23 protein-coding genes are annotated in these 19,509 nt (G+C 38.3%); 13 read left to right on the top strand and 10 right to left on the bottom strand.

Features of this window, described 5'->3' with window-relative positions:
- Positions 1-75 precede the first annotated feature (75 nt).
- Together AC1ECF_RS06835 and AC1ECF_RS06830 are read left to right on the top strand one after the other, a co-directional pair.
- A complete protein-coding gene (locus tag AC1ECF_RS06835; RefSeq protein ID WP_480388655.1) occupies positions 76-600 on the top strand; it encodes a sigma-70 family RNA polymerase sigma factor in 525 nt (174 codons plus the stop codon).
- Positions 581-1,612, top strand: a complete 1,032-nt coding sequence (locus AC1ECF_RS06830; protein ID WP_480388654.1) for an anti-sigma factor — start codon at positions 581-583, stop codon at positions 1,610-1,612. The genes AC1ECF_RS06835 and AC1ECF_RS06830 overlap by 20 nt, the downstream gene beginning before the upstream one ends.
- A gap of 605 nt (positions 1,613-2,217) precedes the next feature.
- On the opposite strand, the gene AC1ECF_RS06825 is transcribed toward AC1ECF_RS06830, so the two are convergent.
- Positions 2,218-2,403, bottom strand: coding sequence for a YhzD family protein (locus tag AC1ECF_RS06825; protein WP_480388653.1), 186 nt, complete (start codon positions 2,401-2,403; stop codon positions 2,218-2,220).
- 142 nt (positions 2,404-2,545) lie between these two features.
- Between AC1ECF_RS06825 and AC1ECF_RS06820 the strand changes: the two genes are divergently transcribed.
- The 5 genes from AC1ECF_RS06820 to yhaM all read left to right on the top strand — a co-directional run bounded on the left by AC1ECF_RS06820 (position 2,546) and on the right by yhaM (position 8,183).
- Positions 2,546-2,755, top strand: a complete 210-nt coding sequence (locus AC1ECF_RS06820; protein WP_480388652.1) for a helix-turn-helix transcriptional regulator — start codon at positions 2,546-2,548, stop codon at positions 2,753-2,755.
- Positions 2,748-3,260 (top strand): DUF2178 domain-containing protein, encoded by a 513-nt coding sequence (locus AC1ECF_RS06815; protein ID WP_480388651.1) that lies wholly within the window; start codon positions 2,748-2,750, stop codon positions 3,258-3,260. The genes AC1ECF_RS06820 and AC1ECF_RS06815 overlap by 8 nt, the downstream gene beginning before the upstream one ends.
- Before the next feature lie 77 nt (positions 3,261-3,337).
- A complete protein-coding gene (locus AC1ECF_RS06810; protein WP_480388650.1) occupies positions 3,338-4,543 on the top strand; it encodes a metallophosphoesterase family protein in 1,206 nt (401 codons plus the stop codon).
- Positions 4,544-4,547: 4 nt separating this feature from the next.
- Complete coding sequence (locus tag AC1ECF_RS06805; protein WP_480388649.1) at positions 4,548-7,229, top strand: ATP-binding protein; 2,682 nt, start codon at positions 4,548-4,550, stop codon at positions 7,227-7,229.
- Positions 7,230-7,244: 15 nt separating this feature from the next.
- Positions 7,245-8,183: a 3'-5' exoribonuclease YhaM gene (gene yhaM, locus AC1ECF_RS06800; RefSeq protein ID WP_480388648.1), complete on the top strand. Its 939-nt coding sequence runs from the start codon at positions 7,245-7,247 to the stop codon at positions 8,181-8,183.
- Positions 8,184-8,254: 71 nt separating this feature from the next.
- Here the strand turns inward: yhaM and AC1ECF_RS06795 are convergent, their stop codons facing one another.
- Positions 8,255-9,226: a peptidylprolyl isomerase gene (locus tag AC1ECF_RS06795; RefSeq protein WP_480388647.1), complete on the bottom strand. Its 972-nt coding sequence runs from the start codon at positions 9,224-9,226 to the stop codon at positions 8,255-8,257.
- Positions 9,227-9,363: 137 nt separating this feature from the next.
- Between AC1ECF_RS06795 and AC1ECF_RS06790 the strand changes: the two genes are divergently transcribed.
- A complete protein-coding gene (locus tag AC1ECF_RS06790; protein ID WP_480388646.1) occupies positions 9,364-9,468 on the top strand; it encodes a YjcZ family sporulation protein in 105 nt (34 codons plus the stop codon).
- Positions 9,469-9,592: 124 nt separating this feature from the next.
- Here the strand turns inward: AC1ECF_RS06790 and AC1ECF_RS06785 are convergent, their stop codons facing one another.
- The 6 genes from AC1ECF_RS06785 to AC1ECF_RS06760 all read right to left on the bottom strand — a co-directional run bounded on the left by AC1ECF_RS06785 (position 9,593) and on the right by AC1ECF_RS06760 (position 12,978).
- On the bottom strand, positions 9,593-9,778 hold the full coding sequence (locus AC1ECF_RS06785; RefSeq protein WP_480388645.1) for a hypothetical protein: 186 nt from the start codon (positions 9,776-9,778) through the stop codon (positions 9,593-9,595).
- 68 nt (positions 9,779-9,846) lie between these two features.
- On the bottom strand, positions 9,847-10,389 hold the full coding sequence (locus AC1ECF_RS06780; RefSeq protein WP_480388644.1) for a DUF3267 domain-containing protein: 543 nt from the start codon (positions 10,387-10,389) through the stop codon (positions 9,847-9,849).
- Between the two features lie 108 nt (positions 10,390-10,497).
- A complete protein-coding gene (locus AC1ECF_RS06775; RefSeq protein ID WP_480388643.1) occupies positions 10,498-11,037 on the bottom strand; it encodes an HTH-type transcriptional regulator Hpr in 540 nt (179 codons plus the stop codon).
- 158 nt (positions 11,038-11,195) lie between these two features.
- Complete coding sequence (locus AC1ECF_RS06770) at positions 11,196-11,576, bottom strand: YtxH domain-containing protein (RefSeq protein ID WP_480388642.1); 381 nt, start codon at positions 11,574-11,576, stop codon at positions 11,196-11,198.
- A 335-nt stretch (positions 11,577-11,911) separates the two neighbouring features.
- The gene (locus AC1ECF_RS06765; RefSeq protein ID WP_480388641.1) at positions 11,912-12,436 is read right to left on the bottom strand and encodes a tryptophan transporter; all 525 of its coding nucleotides are present in this window, start codon (positions 12,434-12,436) and stop codon (positions 11,912-11,914) included.
- 116 nt (positions 12,437-12,552) lie between these two features.
- Positions 12,553-12,978, bottom strand: coding sequence for an HIT family protein (locus AC1ECF_RS06760; protein WP_480388640.1), 426 nt, complete (start codon positions 12,976-12,978; stop codon positions 12,553-12,555).
- A 145-nt stretch (positions 12,979-13,123) separates the two neighbouring features.
- On the opposite strand from AC1ECF_RS06760, the gene AC1ECF_RS06755 reads away from it, so the two are divergent.
- Complete coding sequence (locus AC1ECF_RS06755) at positions 13,124-13,873, top strand: ABC transporter ATP-binding protein (protein ID WP_480388639.1); 750 nt, start codon at positions 13,124-13,126, stop codon at positions 13,871-13,873.
- Positions 13,857-15,062, top strand: coding sequence for an ABC transporter permease (locus tag AC1ECF_RS06750; RefSeq protein WP_480388638.1), 1,206 nt, complete (start codon positions 13,857-13,859; stop codon positions 15,060-15,062). The genes AC1ECF_RS06755 and AC1ECF_RS06750 overlap by 17 nt, the downstream gene beginning before the upstream one ends.
- 163 nt (positions 15,063-15,225) lie before the next feature.
- On the opposite strand, the gene AC1ECF_RS06745 is transcribed toward AC1ECF_RS06750, so the two are convergent.
- Complete coding sequence (locus AC1ECF_RS06745) at positions 15,226-15,720, bottom strand: antibiotic biosynthesis monooxygenase family protein (protein ID WP_480388637.1); 495 nt, start codon at positions 15,718-15,720, stop codon at positions 15,226-15,228.
- 205 nt (positions 15,721-15,925) lie between these two features.
- On the opposite strand from AC1ECF_RS06745, the gene hemE reads away from it, so the two are divergent.
- The 3 genes from hemE (at position 15,926) to AC1ECF_RS06730 (ending at position 18,598) form a co-directional block, all read left to right on the top strand.
- On the top strand, positions 15,926-16,978 hold the full coding sequence (gene hemE / locus AC1ECF_RS06740) for a uroporphyrinogen decarboxylase (RefSeq protein ID WP_480388636.1): 1,053 nt from the start codon (positions 15,926-15,928) through the stop codon (positions 16,976-16,978).
- Between the two features lie 16 nt (positions 16,979-16,994).
- Positions 16,995-17,927, top strand: coding sequence for a ferrochelatase (gene hemH / locus AC1ECF_RS06735; protein WP_480388698.1), 933 nt, complete (start codon positions 16,995-16,997; stop codon positions 17,925-17,927).
- A gap of 206 nt (positions 17,928-18,133) precedes the next feature.
- A complete protein-coding gene (locus AC1ECF_RS06730; protein ID WP_480388635.1) occupies positions 18,134-18,598 on the top strand; it encodes a FixH family protein in 465 nt (154 codons plus the stop codon).
- 769 nt (positions 18,599-19,367) lie between these two features.
- Here AC1ECF_RS06730 and yhfH read toward each other — a convergent pair.
- A complete protein-coding gene (yhfH, locus tag AC1ECF_RS06725; RefSeq protein WP_480388634.1) occupies positions 19,368-19,493 on the bottom strand; it encodes a protein YhfH in 126 nt (41 codons plus the stop codon).
- Positions 19,494-19,509: the final 16 nt, after the last annotated feature.

The raw sequence follows: 19,509 nt of genomic DNA, 5'->3' as shown, positions 1-19,509 counted from the left end.
TTTCGAAAAAGTTTTTCATTTATACTGTAACAAAATAGGAAGTCGGACGTTTTAGGTAGGAAGGGAGGCAAGGAATTGAAGAAAAAGAGACAAGATGAGCTAGAAGAAATCTATCTAGCCTATGCCAAGCCTCTCTACTTTTATCTTTGGAAGCTCTCTGGCTCAGAATCGTTAGCCGAAGAGCTTATGCAGGAAACATTTTACCGGGCGACCCTTTCCTTGGATGTGTATGAGGGGGGACAGGTGAAAAGCTGGTTATACAAGGTAGCAAGAAATACATATTTGGACGAATGGCGAAAAAGGAAAAGGTGGAAGTGGGTTCCCTTTTCTAATCACTTGGTAGAAGGAATGGTGAGTCCTTATGGAGTACCGGAGGACCAGCTTGATAAGCAGGAAGTTGCCGAAGACATTCAGGACGTTGCTACTCTGCTTCCAGAAAACTATCGAAGCATCCTTCATTTACGAGAATACGAGATGTTTTCTTATGAAGAAATAGCAGAAACGTTAGATTTATCGATAGATCAAGTAAAGATATCTATACATCGAGCAAGACGAAGATTCAAACAGTTAGCAGAAAGACATGGGAAAGATTTTAAATGAGGTGGAAATGATGGAAATGAATGAAGAAAAAGCACGGCAAATAGTACAAAAGCATAAAAAGAGATTTTCTTGGAAGCTATCACTGCAGGTTGTAAGAGTGCTCCTAGGGATATTTTTAGTGTATGCAGTTTATATGATAGCGGTATCGATTATATATCATGAGACAAAAGTAAAAGATCAGACAGAACATTACTTGCAGCTGGCTATTGATTGGACAATGCCTGGTGTCACAACTAATCTTAGCTCTATGGCCGCTAATAATATATCTCCCCTGCTTACTCAAAAAATTGACATGCCTTTATTAAAGAGAATTGGTAAGGAGGAGCAGCACGTATCCACGATGCATGTAAGGAAACCTTTATTAAGCTCTTTGACTAGTATGGAAGAGGATCCTAATGTTACAGAGGAACAGCTGTCTTTTTATTTGCCGTATAATCCTGAGACTGGTGTAAAGTCGGATGTGATCTCAAGAGAGCAAGTGTGGGAAAGACTCGAGATGATTCATGAAGGAAATGTTGCTCAGCTAGCATTCTCTTTAAATGATTATTATACGCCTGAAGAAGTGGTAACTCTTTTGGAGCCTTATGATTTAGATATTCTTTGGATGCCACTATACATGGGGGAGGTTGGAAACGCTAATGAAGGACTCTCTGCTTCTGATACGATTGTATCGCTGAGAAAACCATGGGGGCTTGCAGGGGCTCGAAACACCAATGAAAAGTTTCGTTCAGGTTCTATGGCTACCATACTTTCTAAACATACAATAGAGGAAAGCGAACAAGCAATGCTAGATAATATGGAACGTATGCTTGCAGATAGAAAAGGATTAGCAGAAACATTCCTACAGACTGATTTATTACAGGAAAGATACGAATATCTAAAGAATGAAGGCTTCCAAGTATACGGAGCTGTGGTGACAGGACCAGTCAAGGAGCTATTGAAGCTGAGAGAAGTGGAGGAAATCCACGAAGAACAGCTCGGGGACATAGATTACTGGAATTGGGTGGAATAAGACGTGTGAAGGGAGCACAGGTTTGGTTGCTCTCTTTTTATATGGTTTATGGCAACCAATCTTTATTACAACATTATTGTCCAAAATTACAACATAGTAAGTGATTTTTACAACATAGTAGCTTGTTTTTACGACTTAACCCTCTATTTTTACGATATTGTAGCTTGTTTTTACGACAATGAATCGCTCGCTGAAAAAAGTGCTACAATCAAGCTCATTTTTGCTACAATGACCTCCATTTTTGCTACAATCCCCGAAGTTTTTGCGACAATGAATCGCCCGCTGAAAAAAGTGCTACAATCAAGCTCGTTTTTGCTACAATGACCTCCATTTTTGCGACAATCCCCGAAGTTTTTGCGACAATGAATCGCTCACTGAAAAAAGTGCTACAATCAAGCTCGTTTTTGCTACAATGGTCTCCATTTTTGCTACAATCCCCGAAGTTTTTACGACAATGAATCGCCCGCTGAAAAAAAGTGCTACAATCAAGCTCATTTTTGCTACAATGGCCTCCGTTTTTGCTACAATCCTTACTATTCCCAAAACTTCTCTCCATCTTTCACATCAATTAAAAAAACCGCCCAAATCAGGCGGTCCCTACTCTCTTATACGTGGAATAATACTAGTTTGCCAGAACTGTTTACTAAGCGATGGGTTTTATTAGAAAAGCCCTTTTCTGCTATAACATCCTCGCCTTTTCTTTTTGCTTCCTCATCATTTTCGAAGTTCCAAGTTTCTTCGATGATTAACTCCCCTGTTGGTTCAAACGCTGTGAACTTGTATGCTTTCATTCTACAAACACCCCTTTAATGTTCTTAAATTCATTATACATAAAAAATTTAAAAAACAAAATGTAAAGTTTGCTTGACAATTATACTGAAAGTAAAGTAAACTTTACGTAAAGTTAGCTTTACAATTAAAGGAGGGGAAGTAGTGGAAAATTTCGTCCGAGAGAAGCGTACGGAAATGGGGATGACGCAGGATGAGCTTTCGGAGAAATTAAACGTGTCTAGACAAACGATTATCTCTTTGGAGAGAGGGAAGTATAATCCGTCGATTACATTGGCCTTCAAGCTGTCTAGATTGTTTGGTTGTACGATAGAAGACTTATTCGTTTACGAGGAGGATGAAGGGGATGCATGAGGGGTTTGATTGGTTATCATTTTTAATTGGGTTGCCATTAGCAATTGTGATTATTTCAATCGTAGCTATTATAAATCATAGGATAGGGAAGAAAAAGAGATGGTTTGATGAGCGATATCAAGAAATACAAAGCAAAGCAAGATCGTTTTCCTGGCTTGTAACTACGGTTGCGATGCTGCTTGTATGGTTGGTTATTATTTTTATGGAGGGACCGGGTCTTGCCTTCTTCTTGATGACGGGGCTGTGGGTGATTCATATGGTGTCTTATCTGATTGGCTCAATTCTCGCACAAAGGGAAGAGATAGTTGTAAGCAACAATAATAAAATAGGATTAATTGTTTCCCTTATCGTATTAATAGGTACCCCACTTTTTTTCGTCGGAGTGTCCTACGTGACGGGAAATTGGAAATTCTTAATTTTTAGCTTACCACCTACCATGACAGCTGGAACATTTGGCTTACTTGTAAGCTTGAAGCAAATAAAAAAAGAGCAAGGGCATGCTTAAGACTGTAGACAGTTGTCTATAGTCTTTTTTCTATGATAAAATAAGAACAAATATTCTGTTTTAGAGAGGTGCTTGGAATGGAAGAAATACGATTTCTTCATGCAGCAGATTTACACCTAGATAGTCCGTTTAAGGGCATTTCTTCGATTCCAAAGGAAAGATGGATAGAAGTGAGAGAAAGCACCTTTCAGGCTTTTCAGCGTTTGATCGACTATGCGGTAAAAAGTAAGCCTGACTTTGTATTAATAGCGGGAGATATCTACGATGGGGAAAACCGCAGTCTACGTGCCCAGCATATTTTTCAGCAAGGGATGGAGAAGCTCCATAAGGAAGATATTCCTGTCTTTCTATGTCACGGTAACCATGATCACCTTAGTGGCAGCTGGGTTCGTTTTCAATTGCCTGGAAATGTTCATGTGTTTCCGGAACAGGTGGAGACAAAAACAATTACTGTAAGAGGGCAGAAAGTACATGTTTCTAGCTTTAGCTATAAAGAAAGGCATATGAAGGAATCGATGCATCTTCAGTATCCGACAGCACAAGGGGAAGATATTTATATCGGAATGCTGCATGGCAGTGTGGAAGGCGATCAAGAGCATGATGTATATGCTCCTTTTCGAGTGAGTGACTTGCTAGAAAAACAATATCATTATTGGGCGTTAGGTCATATACATAAGCGCCAGCTCTTACATGCTGACCCGCCGATTGTCTATCCTGGCAATCTACAAAGCAGGCATCGAAAGGAAAAAGGGCTCAAGGGATTTTATCAGGTAACACTCTCCAAGCAAAAGGCTACCTTAGAATTTCTTCCTTCTTCTGCATTTCTATATGATGAAGTAGAGGTTTCATGCAAGGGTATTATCCATGCAAACGAGCTGTTGGAGAAAATTGATCAATCGCTCCAATCGTATGGAAAACAATATGGAAGCGCTATTGTAGAAATAAAACTAACAAATATAGATGAGGAGACATTTGAACTTATACAAGGATCGTCAAAAGAGGAATGGCTTCAAATTATACAAGAGGGAACAAATCTGGAGAACGGCTTTTTAATTATAACTGACTTGCATATCCAAAACTCGTTTGCTAACAACAAGGAAACGTCGATAATCTTATCCATTATGGAAGAGTGGGATGTGGAGGATTGGAAGCAAGTGCTGAAGGAATTATACCAGCATCCTAAGGGAAGTAGGTATTTACCAAAAGCAGATGATACATTCATAGAGGAAATAATAACAGAAGCAGAGGAAGCTTTATCCAAGACATTAGAAAGGAGAATATAAGAGTATGAAGTTACAAAAGCTCCATATTTATGGCTTTGGAAAGCATGAAAATCTGCAAATTGAACTTCATGATGGGATGAATGTATTTTTGGGGGACAATGAGGCCGGTAAATCTACTATACAGCAATTTATTCTTCATATTTTATTTGGATTTCCTCAACGAAATTCACAGCTGTTACGCTATGAGCCGAGAAGCGGTGCTACATACGGTGGAAAAATCACCCTTCTAGATGCAGATGGACAAATAGTCGAGGTAGAACGGGTAAGGGGAAAGGCAAGTGGAGATGTCACGCTGTACTATCCAAATGGGACACGGGGCGGGGAAAGAGAGCTTCAACAATTATTGAATGGCTATTCTCGTCAGGATATGGAGGCTATTTACTCCTTTACTTTATTTCAGTTGCAGGGATTGGAAAAAATGACAGAGGAAGAGCTTACACGCACGCTTATTTCTTCAGGTACTACCGGGGTCGATACCTTGGCTAATGTGGAAACAATTTTTGCAAAGGAAATGGGGACGCTATTTAAACCTTCTGGAAAGAAACCTGCTATTAATCAAAAGCTAGAGAGAATTCGAGAGCTAGAGCAAGAATGGCAGGAGTATCTTGTTCGCAGCAATGAATTTGGCCCTTCTATCGAAAGACTCCAGCAGCTAGAGGAAATGCTAGCTACCATTACAAAGGAACAGGAAGAGCTTCAAGAAAAGCTTCAGCAATTTTATCGCTGGCGACAGCTCCAGCCACTCATAGAAAAAGAAGCGTACATTACGGAGGAGCTTAAACCATTACAAGATCAATGCTTCCCAATAGAGGGAATCAGAAGATATGAACTTATAAAGGACAAAAAAACGAGCTGCGAAGCGAGCTTAAAACAGCTTGAACGTGAGCTAGATATATTGCAGCACAATCAAGGGACAATGTCAGCAGAAAATTTGGAGGAGCTACATGCTTTTCTAAACTTTGAATCAGAATGGCATCAGCTTCGTGCACGCCGTATGCAGCTAGAAGAGGAGCATCACAAGCTGTTACAGCAGCAAATGAAGCAGCTCGCACTAATCGGGATAGATTGGGAAAATAGTTTAGAGTTTATTTTAAATGCAGATGTTTCTATCAAGCAAGAAGATATCCTTGCGTCCATCCTGAAGGAATTAGAGGACCAGGAGGCAGCATTATTACAAGAAAAAAGAATCTATGAAATGAAAGAAAAAGAGCTTGTAGAAAAAGAAAAACTTCTACAAGATACAAAGCAAGCTACTTCCAAGTCGTCAGGCAAGCAAACTTCTAAAGTTTTTTACTTCATGGTGACAGTTGTATTATTAACAGGTTTCCTCTTTAGTTATTTGATAGAAAGTTGGATAGTTCTAGTGTTCTCTATTATCTTAGCTGCCTTATTGCTAGGAAGTTCGAAATTTATTGGAAAGGGAAATGACCTAGACAATTATGAAGAATTGATTAAAAAGGAAATCAAAACCATACAGGAACAGTTGCAACAGCTAGAAGGAACAATCCAGAGGATGCAGCAAAGGATAGAGAAAGGGAAAAAACAGCTCAATCAATTCCTTGTGTCCTATCAAATGCCGACCGATATATCTCCTAGCTTATTGCCAGATATCTTTACGAGACTACGTTCTATCCAAGAGCAGCAGCTTCAACTAGATTTTCTGGAAGGACAGTTAGAGCATGCCATGAAAGAGCTACAAAAGCTGTCTACAAAAGCAGCGTCCTTAGTGCCTATTCCTTTGATGGAGGACATGCTATTTCATCAGCTACGAGAGTATTATCTGCTGGCAAAAAAGCAACGAGAAGAGCAGGATAGTAACCTTCAAAAACAGTTAGATAACAAGGAAAAAATCTTAGAACTAAAGGGCATTCTAGCTTCTTATGAGCTGCAAGTACAAGAGCTTTGGCAAGAGGCAGGGGCTGACACAGAAAATAACTACTATGCGGCAAGCAAAAGGTTCCAGCAAAAAAATAACCTGGAGCAGGAGCTTGGTCAAATTCAGTTACAGCTCCAGAAGGAAAAACCGTTTTCTGAGCCATTTACAGATGCAACAGAAAAGGAGCTTAAAGAGGGCATACAAACGTTTGAAAAACAGAGGAATGCTTATATAGAGGAGAAGAGTGCACTACAAGTCAAAACAGAGCAATTATTAAGTGACGAAGGACAAGGCATGCTATTACAACGGATAGAAGAGGAAAAGTCCGAGCTTCAAGAGCTAGTAAAGAAGTGGGCTGTCTATAAAGCTGCAGTCACCTCCATTAAACAAATGATGACCCAGTTAAGGGAGGAAAGGCTTCCAACTGTACTAGAAGAAGCGAAACACCTGTTTTGCAGGCTAACCAATAGTTCCTATGAAGGCTTAGAATTAGTCAGCGAGAAAGGCTTTGAAGCGGTGAAAGCGAATGGGGATCGTTTTGACGTGTCGGAGCTAAGCCAGGCAACGAAGGAACAGGCCTACCTAGCTCTTCGATTCTCACTTGCGATGTCGCAAAGAGATATTACGGGATTTCCTATTATTATGGACGACCCTTTTGTACATTTCGATCGAAACCGTCTAAAACAAGTGGTACAATTAGTTGAAGAGCTACAATTAGACCATCAGATACTTTATTTTACCTGTCATGAGCACATGGCAAATAGGTGGAGAGATACACATATGATACACGTAGCGGGATTAAGAGTTTAAGTGGAGGGATTGCAGATGAAAGGAATTACACAGCTTCGAGTAGGAGACCCGGTAGATCATTTCTTACTTATTAAACAATCGACCAAGGGGATAACAACGGTTGGAAAGCCTTTTATGTCCTTGATCCTTCAAGATAAAAGTGGTGATATTGAGGCGAAGCTTTGGGATACGAATGAGGAGCATGAAAAGCAATACGCTGCTAGCCAGATAGTGCGTGTCGGTGGAGAAATACAAGATTACCGTGGAAAGTTTCAGCTCCGTGTAAAGAGTATACGTCCTGTAAAGGCTGACGAGCAGATCTCTATTCATGATTTAGTTCCTTCTGCAGAGAAGTCGAAGGAAGAACTCATGGAAGAACTGCTTCAATTCTTCTTTGAAATGAAAAACCCTTTAATACAACGAATAACTCGCCATCTAATGAAAAAGCATCAGACCGCTTTTATGACCTATCCTGCTGCAACTAAGAATCACCATGACTATGCTTCCGGTCTAATTGACCATGTGGTGTCTATGTTAAAGCTTGGTAAGGCATTGTGCGATCTTTATCCGACGTTAAATAAGGATTTGCTATATGCCGGGATTATTTTACACGATATTGGGAAAGTAGTAGAGCTTTCTGGACCAATTGCAACGACCTATACGGTAGAAGGCAATCTTTTGGGTCACATCACCATTATGGTAAATGAAATATCGAAAGCAGCAGAGGAGTTAGACATCGAAGGAGAAGAAGTAATGCTGCTTCAGCATATGGTTCTTTCCCACCATGGGAAAGAAGAGTGGGGAAGCCCTAAACGCCCAATGCTTAGAGAAGCCGAAATCTTGCATTATATTGATAATATAGATGCCAAGATGAATATGCTGAATCGTGCACTTGAGAAGACAAATCCTGGAGAATTTACAGAACGATTATTTCCGCTTGAAAACCGATCATTCTACAAGCCTACGTTCGATTAATACAAAAAATCGTAAGAGCAATAAGCTCTTACGATTTTTTTATAAGCGGAGGAATTGTTTCCTCGCCGTATTTACTTCTCTGTTTCTTCAGTAGTTTCTTTTTCAGTAGTTCCTTCTTCAGTTGTTTCTTCCTCAGTAGTTTCCTCTTCTGTGGATTCTTCAACTGGTTGATCTGCAGCAGATAAGAACTGTTCTAGAGAAGATTTTAAATCTTCATCTTTAATTTTAATATCTGCATCCTTCATCATTTTTGCTACCTTTGAAAGTAGGGCAGAAGGATCCGCTTTTTCAAGCTTTAATTGTTTTTCAATTTCCGCTTTTTTATCTTCATAAGATTCTTCAATTTCACGTTTTTCTGTTACCTCAATAATATGGTAACCAAAGCTTGATTGAACTGGATCACTAATTACATTTGTTTCTAGAGCAAAAGCTGCATCTAAGAAAGCAGGATCCATATTATCAAGTCTGCTAATCCAATCTAAGTTGCCACCTGTATCTTGAGCAGCAGGCTCTGTGGAGTATTCTTTCGCAACTTCTGCAAAGTCCTTGCCAGATTCAAGCTCAGCTTTTACTTTCTTTGCAGTTTCCTCATCTTCCACTACTATATGGCGTGCATTGATTTCTGTTTTAATTCGATCGTATTCAGCCTTAACATCATCTTCCGATACCTCTACATCTTCAATTAATGCTTTCTCTTGTAGAAGGTTTAGCTTGATATATTGCTTGTACGTTTCTTCGTTATAACCATTTTGTGCAATAATGGATTCGAAGCTTTCACCCATTTGTTCCTTGTCAGTAGCTAATTGTGCTTCAATTTCTTCCTTTGATACATCGTACTTATCTTCCAATACTTTTTCGATTACTAGAAGTTGGAACGCTTGTTCACCAATAGAAGCTTTCATTTCTTTATAAAGGTCCTGTTGTGTAATATCTCCAACTTTAGAAGTAGCTAAAACCTCGCTGTTATCTTTAGTGTCATCATTGCAGGCACTAAGAGCAAGTAGTGAGGCCGCTAATGTAAATGTTAAAACTGTTTTTTTCATCTTATCTCTCCTAACTTCTTCATGCACAATTGTAACTATAACATAAACGATATAAAAACAAAAATAGTTCCCGTTAATTTGCCCACCACCATTTTCACCTTCTGCATACGATAAATTAGAAAAAGGAGGTGTTAAGAATGGGTGGACAATATGGTGGTAACTATGGTGCAGGTTCTGGCTTTGCATTACTTGTAGTTCTGTTTATTCTGTTGATTATCGTTGGCGCGGCGTTTATCTACTAATCTAACGATATCAGGAACTAAGATCGTGTAACGCGATCTTGGTTTCTTCTTCTCCTAAAAGAAATGACCCTAAATCATTCTGGATGATTTGGGTCAATTTTTTAGGTTTCATATGACGGTTCTCTTAAACTACGTATACCAATTCCACATAAAAGGTTACGAGAAGTATGGTTATTAGAATATTTATGGTGCGAAAAATCTTCGGATGCTTTTCTTCCGGAATTTCTTTTGACATAACGAGCGCGTATGTCATTCTATTAATTTGTAGCAAATAAAATGCTGAGAATAGAACTAAAGTAAATATGATCATGTCTAAACTCCCTTCATGTACCATAAGCATATCAAATTAGGGGCGAATTATACAAGTATTACATATTACTAACTGTTTTGTTTAATCAAGATTTGATAGCCATTCTCTGTTTCCTCGATATAGGCTTTCTTTGGTGAGTTGCTTAGATTTTTAACGTAAATTAAATCCATCAAGCATAGCCCACAATGATAAGCAAAAAGTATGGTGAAATAATGAGCGAAATTTGGCGCTAAAATAGCCCCGATTAGAATGACTATATTCAGAGAAAAGAAAGGAGCTAGCAATGAACATAGGAATCTGTTTTTATTGATAGGCTCACATACACGTATAGTAATACTAGGTATACATTTATATTTTCTATTAACTAATAGTTTTACATTATTTCTATGCCTAATGAAAGGTAGGTAGTGAATTGTTTTGTGAATAGGATAGATACTGATCAATCCTATGACGAATAGCCAAAAATAATCATCCGATTTATGTGTTTTGTTTACCATCTCTTGTAAAACATAAGTAAACGAAAAAACCAATAATACTAAAATGGATGAAAGTAGAAATACTCTTTCTAAACCGTATTGTTTTTTGATATTAATTGTTTTCCAGCAATTCAAGTTTATAGCATCTCCTAGTTGAAGGTCTATTACAGATACATACGATACGATGTTTTGCTGAAAAAAACAAGGGCTAAGATTATTAAAATTTATATAGCGCTTTCAATTTTAGTGACTATGGGATTTTGAGTACGTTTCGTCAATGTTTTGGATGGAACGTTCAAATATTTCCATAAAATCGTCCCCATATATATTGCGAATGACAGCCATTACGTCCATAAACTCAGGAAACTTTCCGTATATTTCTTTCATCGGTAAAGAGCCCTCTATCACAGAATGGTGCGTGTCATGATAGTTTTCATACATTTCTTCCAACAGTTCCTTACCTTTTTCTGTGACGTCTACATAAGTGTTCCTTTTGTCGGAATCGCGCTTGGAGAAGGCTAATAAACCACGCTCTTCTAGCTTTTTGGAAAAATTAAAGGCAGTAGAAACATGCATAACACCAAATTTGGCAATATCGGAAATAGTAGCTCCCTTTAAGTGATAAGAGATCCAGAGTATATGGTGCTCATTAATATTCAAGTCATAAGGCTTGATCCATGTTTGCCAGTCCTTCTCTACAGCTTTCCAAAGTGCTTTTGATAGCTGAGCGATTCGTTGGCTGTATAGCATTGCTTCTTTTAAAGTATAAAACTGCTCATTCATCGTAGTAGCCTTCTTTCCATATTTTTTATTTTTAACACATTATAACAATAAAGGTATTAAGTTGAAATGAATATTTAGAAATATTATTTTAATTATAATATTTAATTAAAAATAAAAAAAGTATGCGTTTAATCCTTAGACTAAATGCATACTTTTTTTTACAGTGTTTCTGCTTCTTTTTTATTCTTTTTAGGCAATTGTTGTTCTAATTCAGTGATAGCTAATTGAATAGAAGCAATTTCCTCTTGAAGGTGTTCTTGTAGTGGACCTGTTTCTTCTTTCCATGTTTCTACACTTGCTTTGATATCGTTAACAGTAGCAGGCACAACGGATTTGGATTCAGCAGTTAGGCTTTTAATAGAAACCTTCACATTTTGAAGCTCTTTCTTAATATCAGCCAGCTTTTCTTGATAGTCCGTAGACTTTGCCTTTATAGAGTGGCGGACCTCTTCGCCAGTTTTAGGGGTCGATAGTAGAACGGTGGCTGCACCTGTTAGCGCGCCTAAAGTGAGTCCATAAAATAATTGTAAAGCTTTCACCATACACACTCCTTTATCTATATATTATTTCGAATTAAGAAAATTGGTTCGACTTGTACTTGCCTTTAGTATGTATTATTCCTTCTCTAAGTATTATTAAAACATATTTACTATCTTCAAAAAAGATTGAGAAAAAAATAATTATAGAAAAGTTTTATTTCACCAATAAAAAAGGAGGTCATTACCCAAGTAAAATGACCCTTGAATCTATAGAAATCCACGAGCAGATTAAGTAATTCATGAGATATGAAACCTTTCTTCTTCTTCAGCCTAGCAAATGATTTCTTATAAGAAAAAGGGTACCCGAATTTTTTCGGGCACCCTCTGATTTTATGTTAGATGGATAAGGCTGTTTTAAAATTGGACCGTTTTATTAGACGAGTAATAATTGGGTATATAATAATCAAAAATGCTGCATTAAGGGCTGTAGCTGGTAAAACGACTACTAAGAATAGTTCAGTAAACAATGCTTCAGCTCCAAATACAAATATGGCAGTGGATAAAAAGATTGTTCCTGAAATAAGCGTTCCAATGCAAGTCAGCAATACACCGACAGCTAGTTTATTAACTGACTTCTGTAACAAAGTAGCCAGTGCAAAGAAAATAAATGCAGTCACAAACTTGTCTATAATATTTGGGACAAAGCCTCCTGGAAACGTAGAAAATAGACCAGAAATAATACCAGTTGTTACTCCCAATAAGAAGACATTTTTCGCTTGCGGGAATAAAAGGATGGATATAAACATCATCACTAAAAGGAAGTCTGGCTTCATTCCACCTATAATTCCAGGGGTAATAATGTAAAGCACTGCTCCTATCCCAATTAATAGAGCCATTAACACAAGATTTTTCGTATTCAATTCTCATCTCTCCTCAGCTTTTCTCAGCTTATTTTTACTCCTCTGACGTATCCTCATGATCGGCAGCAGGAAAACTTACTTATGATTGTAAATCTTTTACTCCTTAAAAGCAATTGCTAGTTCTTTAGTTTTTCTTCGAGTTCTTTTGCCGATGCTTGAATGGTTTCTGTACTAATTGTTTTTTCTTTCGTGTGCCAAGTCACCTTAAGACCATCCGTTTGATCATAGCGTGGAACAAAATGCAGATGGAAGTGATAAACACTTTGCCCTGCTGGGGCTCCGTTATTATTAATTAGGTTCATTCCCACTGGACCAAATGTTTCCTTTAAAGCTGTTGCAATTTTTGGTACTACCTTAAATAAATTAGCTGCTTCTTCTTCCGAAAGCTCATATACATTTTCTTTGTGGTTCTTCGGGATAATTAGTGCATGTCCCTTTGTGAGAGGCATGATATCCATAAATGCGTATACATGCTCATCCTCATAAATCTTTGCGCTAGGTATACTTCCGTCGATTATTTTACAAAAAATACAGTCACTCATGAAAAAGACCTCCTATTCATTATTAGCAAAAGTTTAACATACAATGGGACAGGTTGGTTGAAGAAATGTTCCTTCTAATTCAAGAATAGGAGAGGATTTTTCTTTCATGCTTTGGTAAACTTATCATATAAAGAGAGGTGTAGAGATGTCTATATTAGAAGTAAAAAACGTAACAGGTGGCTATACAAGAAAGCCCGTGCTTCATGACTTAAATTTTTCCATTAAGAAGGGAGAGCTTGTTGGACTAATAGGATTAAACGGAGCAGGTAAAAGTACAACGATTAAGCATATTATCGGTACAATGAATCCTGTAAAAGGTGATATTCTTCTTAACGGAAAAACGATAAAAGAGGATGTGGCGCTTTACCGTTCATCTTTTTCTTATATTCCAGAAACTCCTGTACTATATGATGAGCTCACGCTTAACGAGCACTTAGAACTGACTGCAATGGCGTATAACTTAGACAGAGAAACATTCGAGAGAAGAAAAGAAAGCCTTTTAAAAGAATTTCGTATGGAGAAAAGATTGAATTGGTTTCCTGCACACTTTTCTAAGGGAATGCGCCAGAAGGTAATGATTATGTGTGCTTTCTTAGTGAATCCTTCCTTATATATAATTGATGAACCATTTGTCGGACTAGATCCTCTGGGAATTCAATCCTTGTTAGATCAAATGAAAGATAGAAAGGAAGCAGGCGCTTCTATTCTCATGTCTACGCATATTCTTTCAACGGCAGAAAAATATTGTGATCGCATCTTGCTCCTACATAATGGGAAAATACGTGCTCAAGGCACGATGACTGATTTACGCGCTGCCTTTAACATGCCATTCGCCACATTAGATGATTTATATATTGAGATGACAAAGGAACAAGACAATGAAAAATTTGCATGATATTTGGAGTAAGCGCTTTGTATTCTATATAAATGAGCTACAAAAATACTTGCGCTTTATCGTTTCTGGACATTTGGCGATTGTGCTTGTGTTTGCGATTGGGGCAGCGGGCTATGCTTACAGTGAATGGCTGAACACGGCACCGAAGGACTTTCCTGCCTATTTACTTGTGTCTTTCTTGCTAGGACTAGCGCTTACTATGAGTACCCCAGTTACACTCCTCAAGAATGCTGATAGTGTGTATTTCTTACCACTAGAGACTAAGCTAGGGGAGTATACGAAGCTGGCTTTAAAGTGGACCTATTTTTCTTCACTTATTCTGTCTTTAGCCATATTCATTGTTGCTATCCCTTTATTGACGCAAATAGGGGGAAGCAGTAAGGAAGAATTGATTTCTCTTTTTATTCTAGTGTTAGTTTTAAAATATTGGAGTATTCAAACGGAGTTTCATGTAAGATGGGCATCGAACGGTACGGGAATATGGATTGATCGATTTGTTCGTTTTCTATTAATTGGAGCCGCCCTTTATTTTACTATGGTAAATAGCTACCTGTTCCTTTTGTTAATCGTAGTAATTTTGGTCGTTTATTTCATTATATGGAATAAAAAAAGATGGGAAGTTCCTTTTCCATTTGATCATTTCATTGCTGTAGAACAGTCTAGAATGATGCGTTTCTACAGATTTGCAAATTATTTTACAGACGTACCATATATAAGAGGTGCCACGAAGAGAAGAGGCTGGCTTTCATTCTTCTATCGATTTGCTCCCTATGGACCTGCAAATGCTCAGCTATATTTGATTCTACGTACCTTTATTCGGACAGATGATTACTTTTATTTGTGGGTGAGGCTAACTGGATTATCACTGATTGGCGTAGTGTTTATTCCTTTTCCAATCGTATCAATGATATTTTTGGGTGCCTTGGCATTTGCGACAGTCATCCAATTAAAGCATGCGCTCCTATCTGGCCACGAGTTCCGTATGGACTTGTTATATCCGATTGGAAAGGAAGCACGGCTGAAAGCAGTAGACAAACTAATTCGTATCATTCAACTGATACAAGCTGTTGTAATTTTAATCGGAGTACTTATACAAGGAGAATTAATGGCTTTAAATTTCTTGATTCCTGTAGTGGCATTTGTTATCTCTGAAATCACCATTCGGGGAAGTAAAGTCGAATCAAACTGAATCTACCTAACGATAGGGGGTGTTTCGTAAGTTAAAAACTTATGGGACGCCTCTTTCTTATTGGAGAAATTCCTGTAGTAGTTGCCTCAAAATGCAACAATCTTCACCGAAAAGGACCGTCTCCGAATCAGACGGCCCACTTTGCATGGAAGCTGTTACCCTATTATTCTTCCTCTTCGTTCGGCTTAGAACGATAAATAGTCTTATAGGGAGCGCTTGTGAAGATCTTTTGTTTATCCTCCATATGTGTAAAATCGAAATCTTGAGTTTTTTCCCAAACCTCATAACTATTTGCACTAGACCATTCCGTTAAAATGATATAGGTGTCTGATTTTACTGGTTTAAGAACCCTCAGTGCATAAAAGCCTGGTTCATTATCTACAGTGGAGGAAAGATTGGCATACTTAAATTCGAAAATTGGTTTTCCCTCATCAGATAGGGGAATATGATAGAGGACAAAATAGCCATTTTCTTTAAAGTTTCCTCTCGCATCTAAAATTTCGAAAGTACGAGGCATCTGAAACAAAGATTTGCCGTTTGATTCATGTAAGAGTACAGTATTTCCGATGCCATGTAGTAAATATATTTGTTCTTTAGGATACTTTTCTTTGATTTTATACATAAATTCAGGTGTACCAGATGTAATATAAAAATTCATATGCTTTCCCTCCTACTGATTGTATTAATACTATTTTCCCCAAAAATGCAAATTTAAAAACTCTTTATTCTGATGGAATTAAGAGAAACAGAGACAATTTTATGACAATTACCCTATATAACTATACAATATGTATGAGAACATCTATAGTTTAATCGTATGGAAACAAGTACGGGATGATAGAAGAAAGGTAGGAACTTTTTTTATGGCTACTTTTAACGATACTCTTTTGCGTGCTGCAAGAGGAGAAAAGGTGGAGCATACACCAGTTTGGTATATGAGACAGGCAGGAAGATCTCAGCCAGAATACAGAAAAATTAAAGAAAAATATTCGCTTGAGCAAATTACACACGAGCCAGAGCTATGTGCTTATGTCACTAGACTGCCAGTAGAAAACTATAATGTAGATGCGGCAATTCTTTATAAAGACATCGTAACTCCACTTCCAGGTATCGGAGTAGATGTAAAAATCAAGTCAGGTGTTGGGCCTGTTATTTCCAACCCGATTAGAACTGTTCAAGACGTTCATAATCTAGGAGATCTATCTCCTGAGGATGATGTACCTTTTGTATTGGAAACAATTAAACTCTTAACAACTGAACAATTGAACGTGCCTTTAATCGGTTTTGCTGGAGCGCCATTCACGCTTGCAAGCTATATGATTGAAGGTGGCCCATCTAGAAGCTATAACAAAACAAAAGCATTTATGGTATCGGAACCAGAGGCTTGGTTCGCTTTAATGGACAAGCTTGCAGATATGATCGTTGTTTATATAAAAGCCCAAGTAAAGGCGGGGGCGAAAGCGATCCAGATTTTCGATTCATGGGTTGGTGCACTAAATGTAGAAGATTATCGAATCTTCATTAAACCAGTGATGACTCGAATTTTCTCCGAGCTAAGAGAAACGAACGTCCCTCTTATTACATTTGGAGTTGGAGCAAGCCATCTAGCTAACGAGTGGCATGACCTTCCTGTAGACGTTGTGGGATTGGACTGGAGATTATCCATCAAAGAAGCTCGTAGCAAAGGGTTGACGAAAACACTAATGGGGAACCTTGACCCATCCTACTTAATTGGAGATTGGTCTGCCATTGAAAAACGTGTGAAGTCAATCATTGAACAAGGTGTGGAGCAGCCTGGTCATATTTTCAATTTGGGTCATGGAGTGTTCCCAGAGGTTGACCCTGACGTATTGAAACGATTAACCACATTTATTCATGAATATAGTAGAGAACTTATCAGTAAAAAATCTAACTAACTTTTTTGAGGTGACAATAATGAAAAAGACAATGGGTTTATTAGTAATGGCCTATGGTACGCCGTACGAGGAAGCAGATATCGAACGCTATTACACACATATCAGACACGGACGCAAGCCAAGTGAAGAACAGCTAGAGGATCTAACTAGCCGTTATAGAGCAATCGGAGGAATTTCTCCATTAGCAAAAATCACGGAAGATCAAGCGAAAGGTCTATGTGATCGTTTAAATGAAGTGCAGGATGTAATCGACTTTAAATTGTATATTGGCTTAAAGCATATCGAGCCTTTCTTAGAGGATGCGGTAGCTGCTATGCATAAGGATGGAATCACAGAAGCTGTTTCTATCGTTCTAGCACCTCATTTCTCCACTTTCTCTATTAAGTCATATAACGGCCGTATAAAAGAGGAAGCGGAGAAGCTTGGAAATCTAAAAATAACTTCTGTTGAAAGCTGGTACACAGAGCCGAAGTTCATCCAATATTGGAGCGATAAAGTAAAAGAAGCATTCGCTAACATGACGGACGAACAACGTGAGAAAGCATGTCTCATTGTTTCTGCGCATTCGCTTCCAGAAAAGATTAATACAATGGGAGATCCTTATGAAAATCAGTTAAAAGAAACGGCTGATTTAATTGCGCAAGCTGCAGGTGTTAAAAACTACGCAGTAGGCTGGCAAAGTGCTGGGCAAACTCCAGAGCCTTGGATTGGTCCAGATGTACAAGACTTAACAAAAGAGTTGCATGAAGAAAAAGGCTATACAACTTTTGTTTATACACCAGTTGGCTTTGTTGCAGAACACTTAGAGGTTCTTTACGACAATGACTATGAGTGTAAGGTTGTTTGTGACGAAATAGGCGCTACCTATGTTCGTCCGGAAATGCCAAATGCACAGCCTCAGTTCATAGATGCGATGGCAGATGTAGTGATGAAACATCTAAAAGGATAAACTTTTAAGCACTTATGATTTTATTTATAAAATCGTAGGTGCTTTTATTATGATTTTTACAAAATAACTTTTCACAAAATAGTTGAAAAAATAGGCAACTACGTCGGTTTTCGAATGGTATTTAGTATATGATTGATTTAAAGCTTGAATCTGGAATAAAAGAAAAATACATGAAGAAGACATTAGAGTTAGGAGGAAGGGAACAAATGAAGGCAAAGTTATTAGCGACATTGACAATAACAGGACTAATAATGGGAGCATGTGGTACCGAAGAAGAGGAAACCCATTCCGACCATCAAAATGAAATGATGCAAGAAGTTATAGTGGAAATACAAACAGCTAAGGAATTACCGGTAGGAGAAGAAGTAATTCTTTCTGCAAGAGTGACACAAGGAGAAGAAGCCGTTAATGACGCTGACCATGTAGAATTTGAGGTATGGGAATCAGGTCTAAGAGATGACAGTGTAAAGATTGATGGGGTTCTCACAGAGGACGGCGTATATGAAGCCCCTTTTACTTTCGAGCATGATGGAGTTTACTATATGTTCGCTCACACAACTGCTAGGGACCTTCACGTAATGCCAAAGCAAGAGTTAATAGTAGGAAACCCCGATATGGAAAAGGTTCTACCAGACGATAGTGACAACTCCATGAAAAACCACGGGAAATAATCCGGCATAAAAATGACTAGCTAACCTTATTGGTAATCTAGTCATTTTTTTGTTCCCTATCATTGCTTCTGCCACCTGACTGAGAGTAACCATGACTCAATGAGAATAAAGTAGTGCTATCCGAGAGTAACGCCCAACCGCTTCCATGCCGATAAAGGCCATGCCCTTCCCACCATTCTAACCGAGAATAAACCAGGGCTAACCGAGAATAAATCCCCTCCGAACGAGAGTAAAGCGGCCCAACGAGAGTAAACGGTTCCTATCCGAGAGTAACTTCCCTCTGAGTGAGAGTAACCATCTCCTCATCGAGAATAAAGTAGTGCTATCCGAGAGTAATGCCCAACCGCTTCCATGCCGACAAAGGCCATGCCCCTCCCACCATTCTAACCGAGAATAAACCAGGGCTAACCGAGAATAATTCCCCTTCGAACGAGAGTAAATCGGCCCAACGAGAGTAAACGGTTCCTATCCAAGAGTAACTTCCCTCTGAGTGAGAGTAACCATGATCCAACTGAGAGTAAATCTCCCCCGAACGAGAGTAAACCGCTAAAAAATAAAATCTGCAACTTTTAAAAAGTATAAAAATAGATAGGTCGCCTATCCTACTGAAGATAATGTGGTTAACTTATGAACCAAAGTAAAAAGAAGGGAAGGAGTGGACCGAGCCTTACATTAACTAATACAGATTCACCGATCTTGTTAGGGGATGTACGCGCAAATGAAAAAAGCCAACTAGGAAGGGGAATTAACTAGTTGGCGTGTTAAACGATTATAGGGAATTGCATGTATCGCAGTGATTACCATAGCATTCGTGCTGCTCTTCGATCTTTTCTCCACATTTAGCACATTTCTTTTCAGGCAGGTTTCGGAAAAATTCTAGTACGTTTTCTAACATAATAGGCCACCTCCAT

This window comes from Psychrobacillus sp. Z3-81, assembly GCF_056620325.1.
Note: the sequence above shows the minus strand (reverse complement) of the source record. Positions and strands in the feature narration are given on the sequence as shown.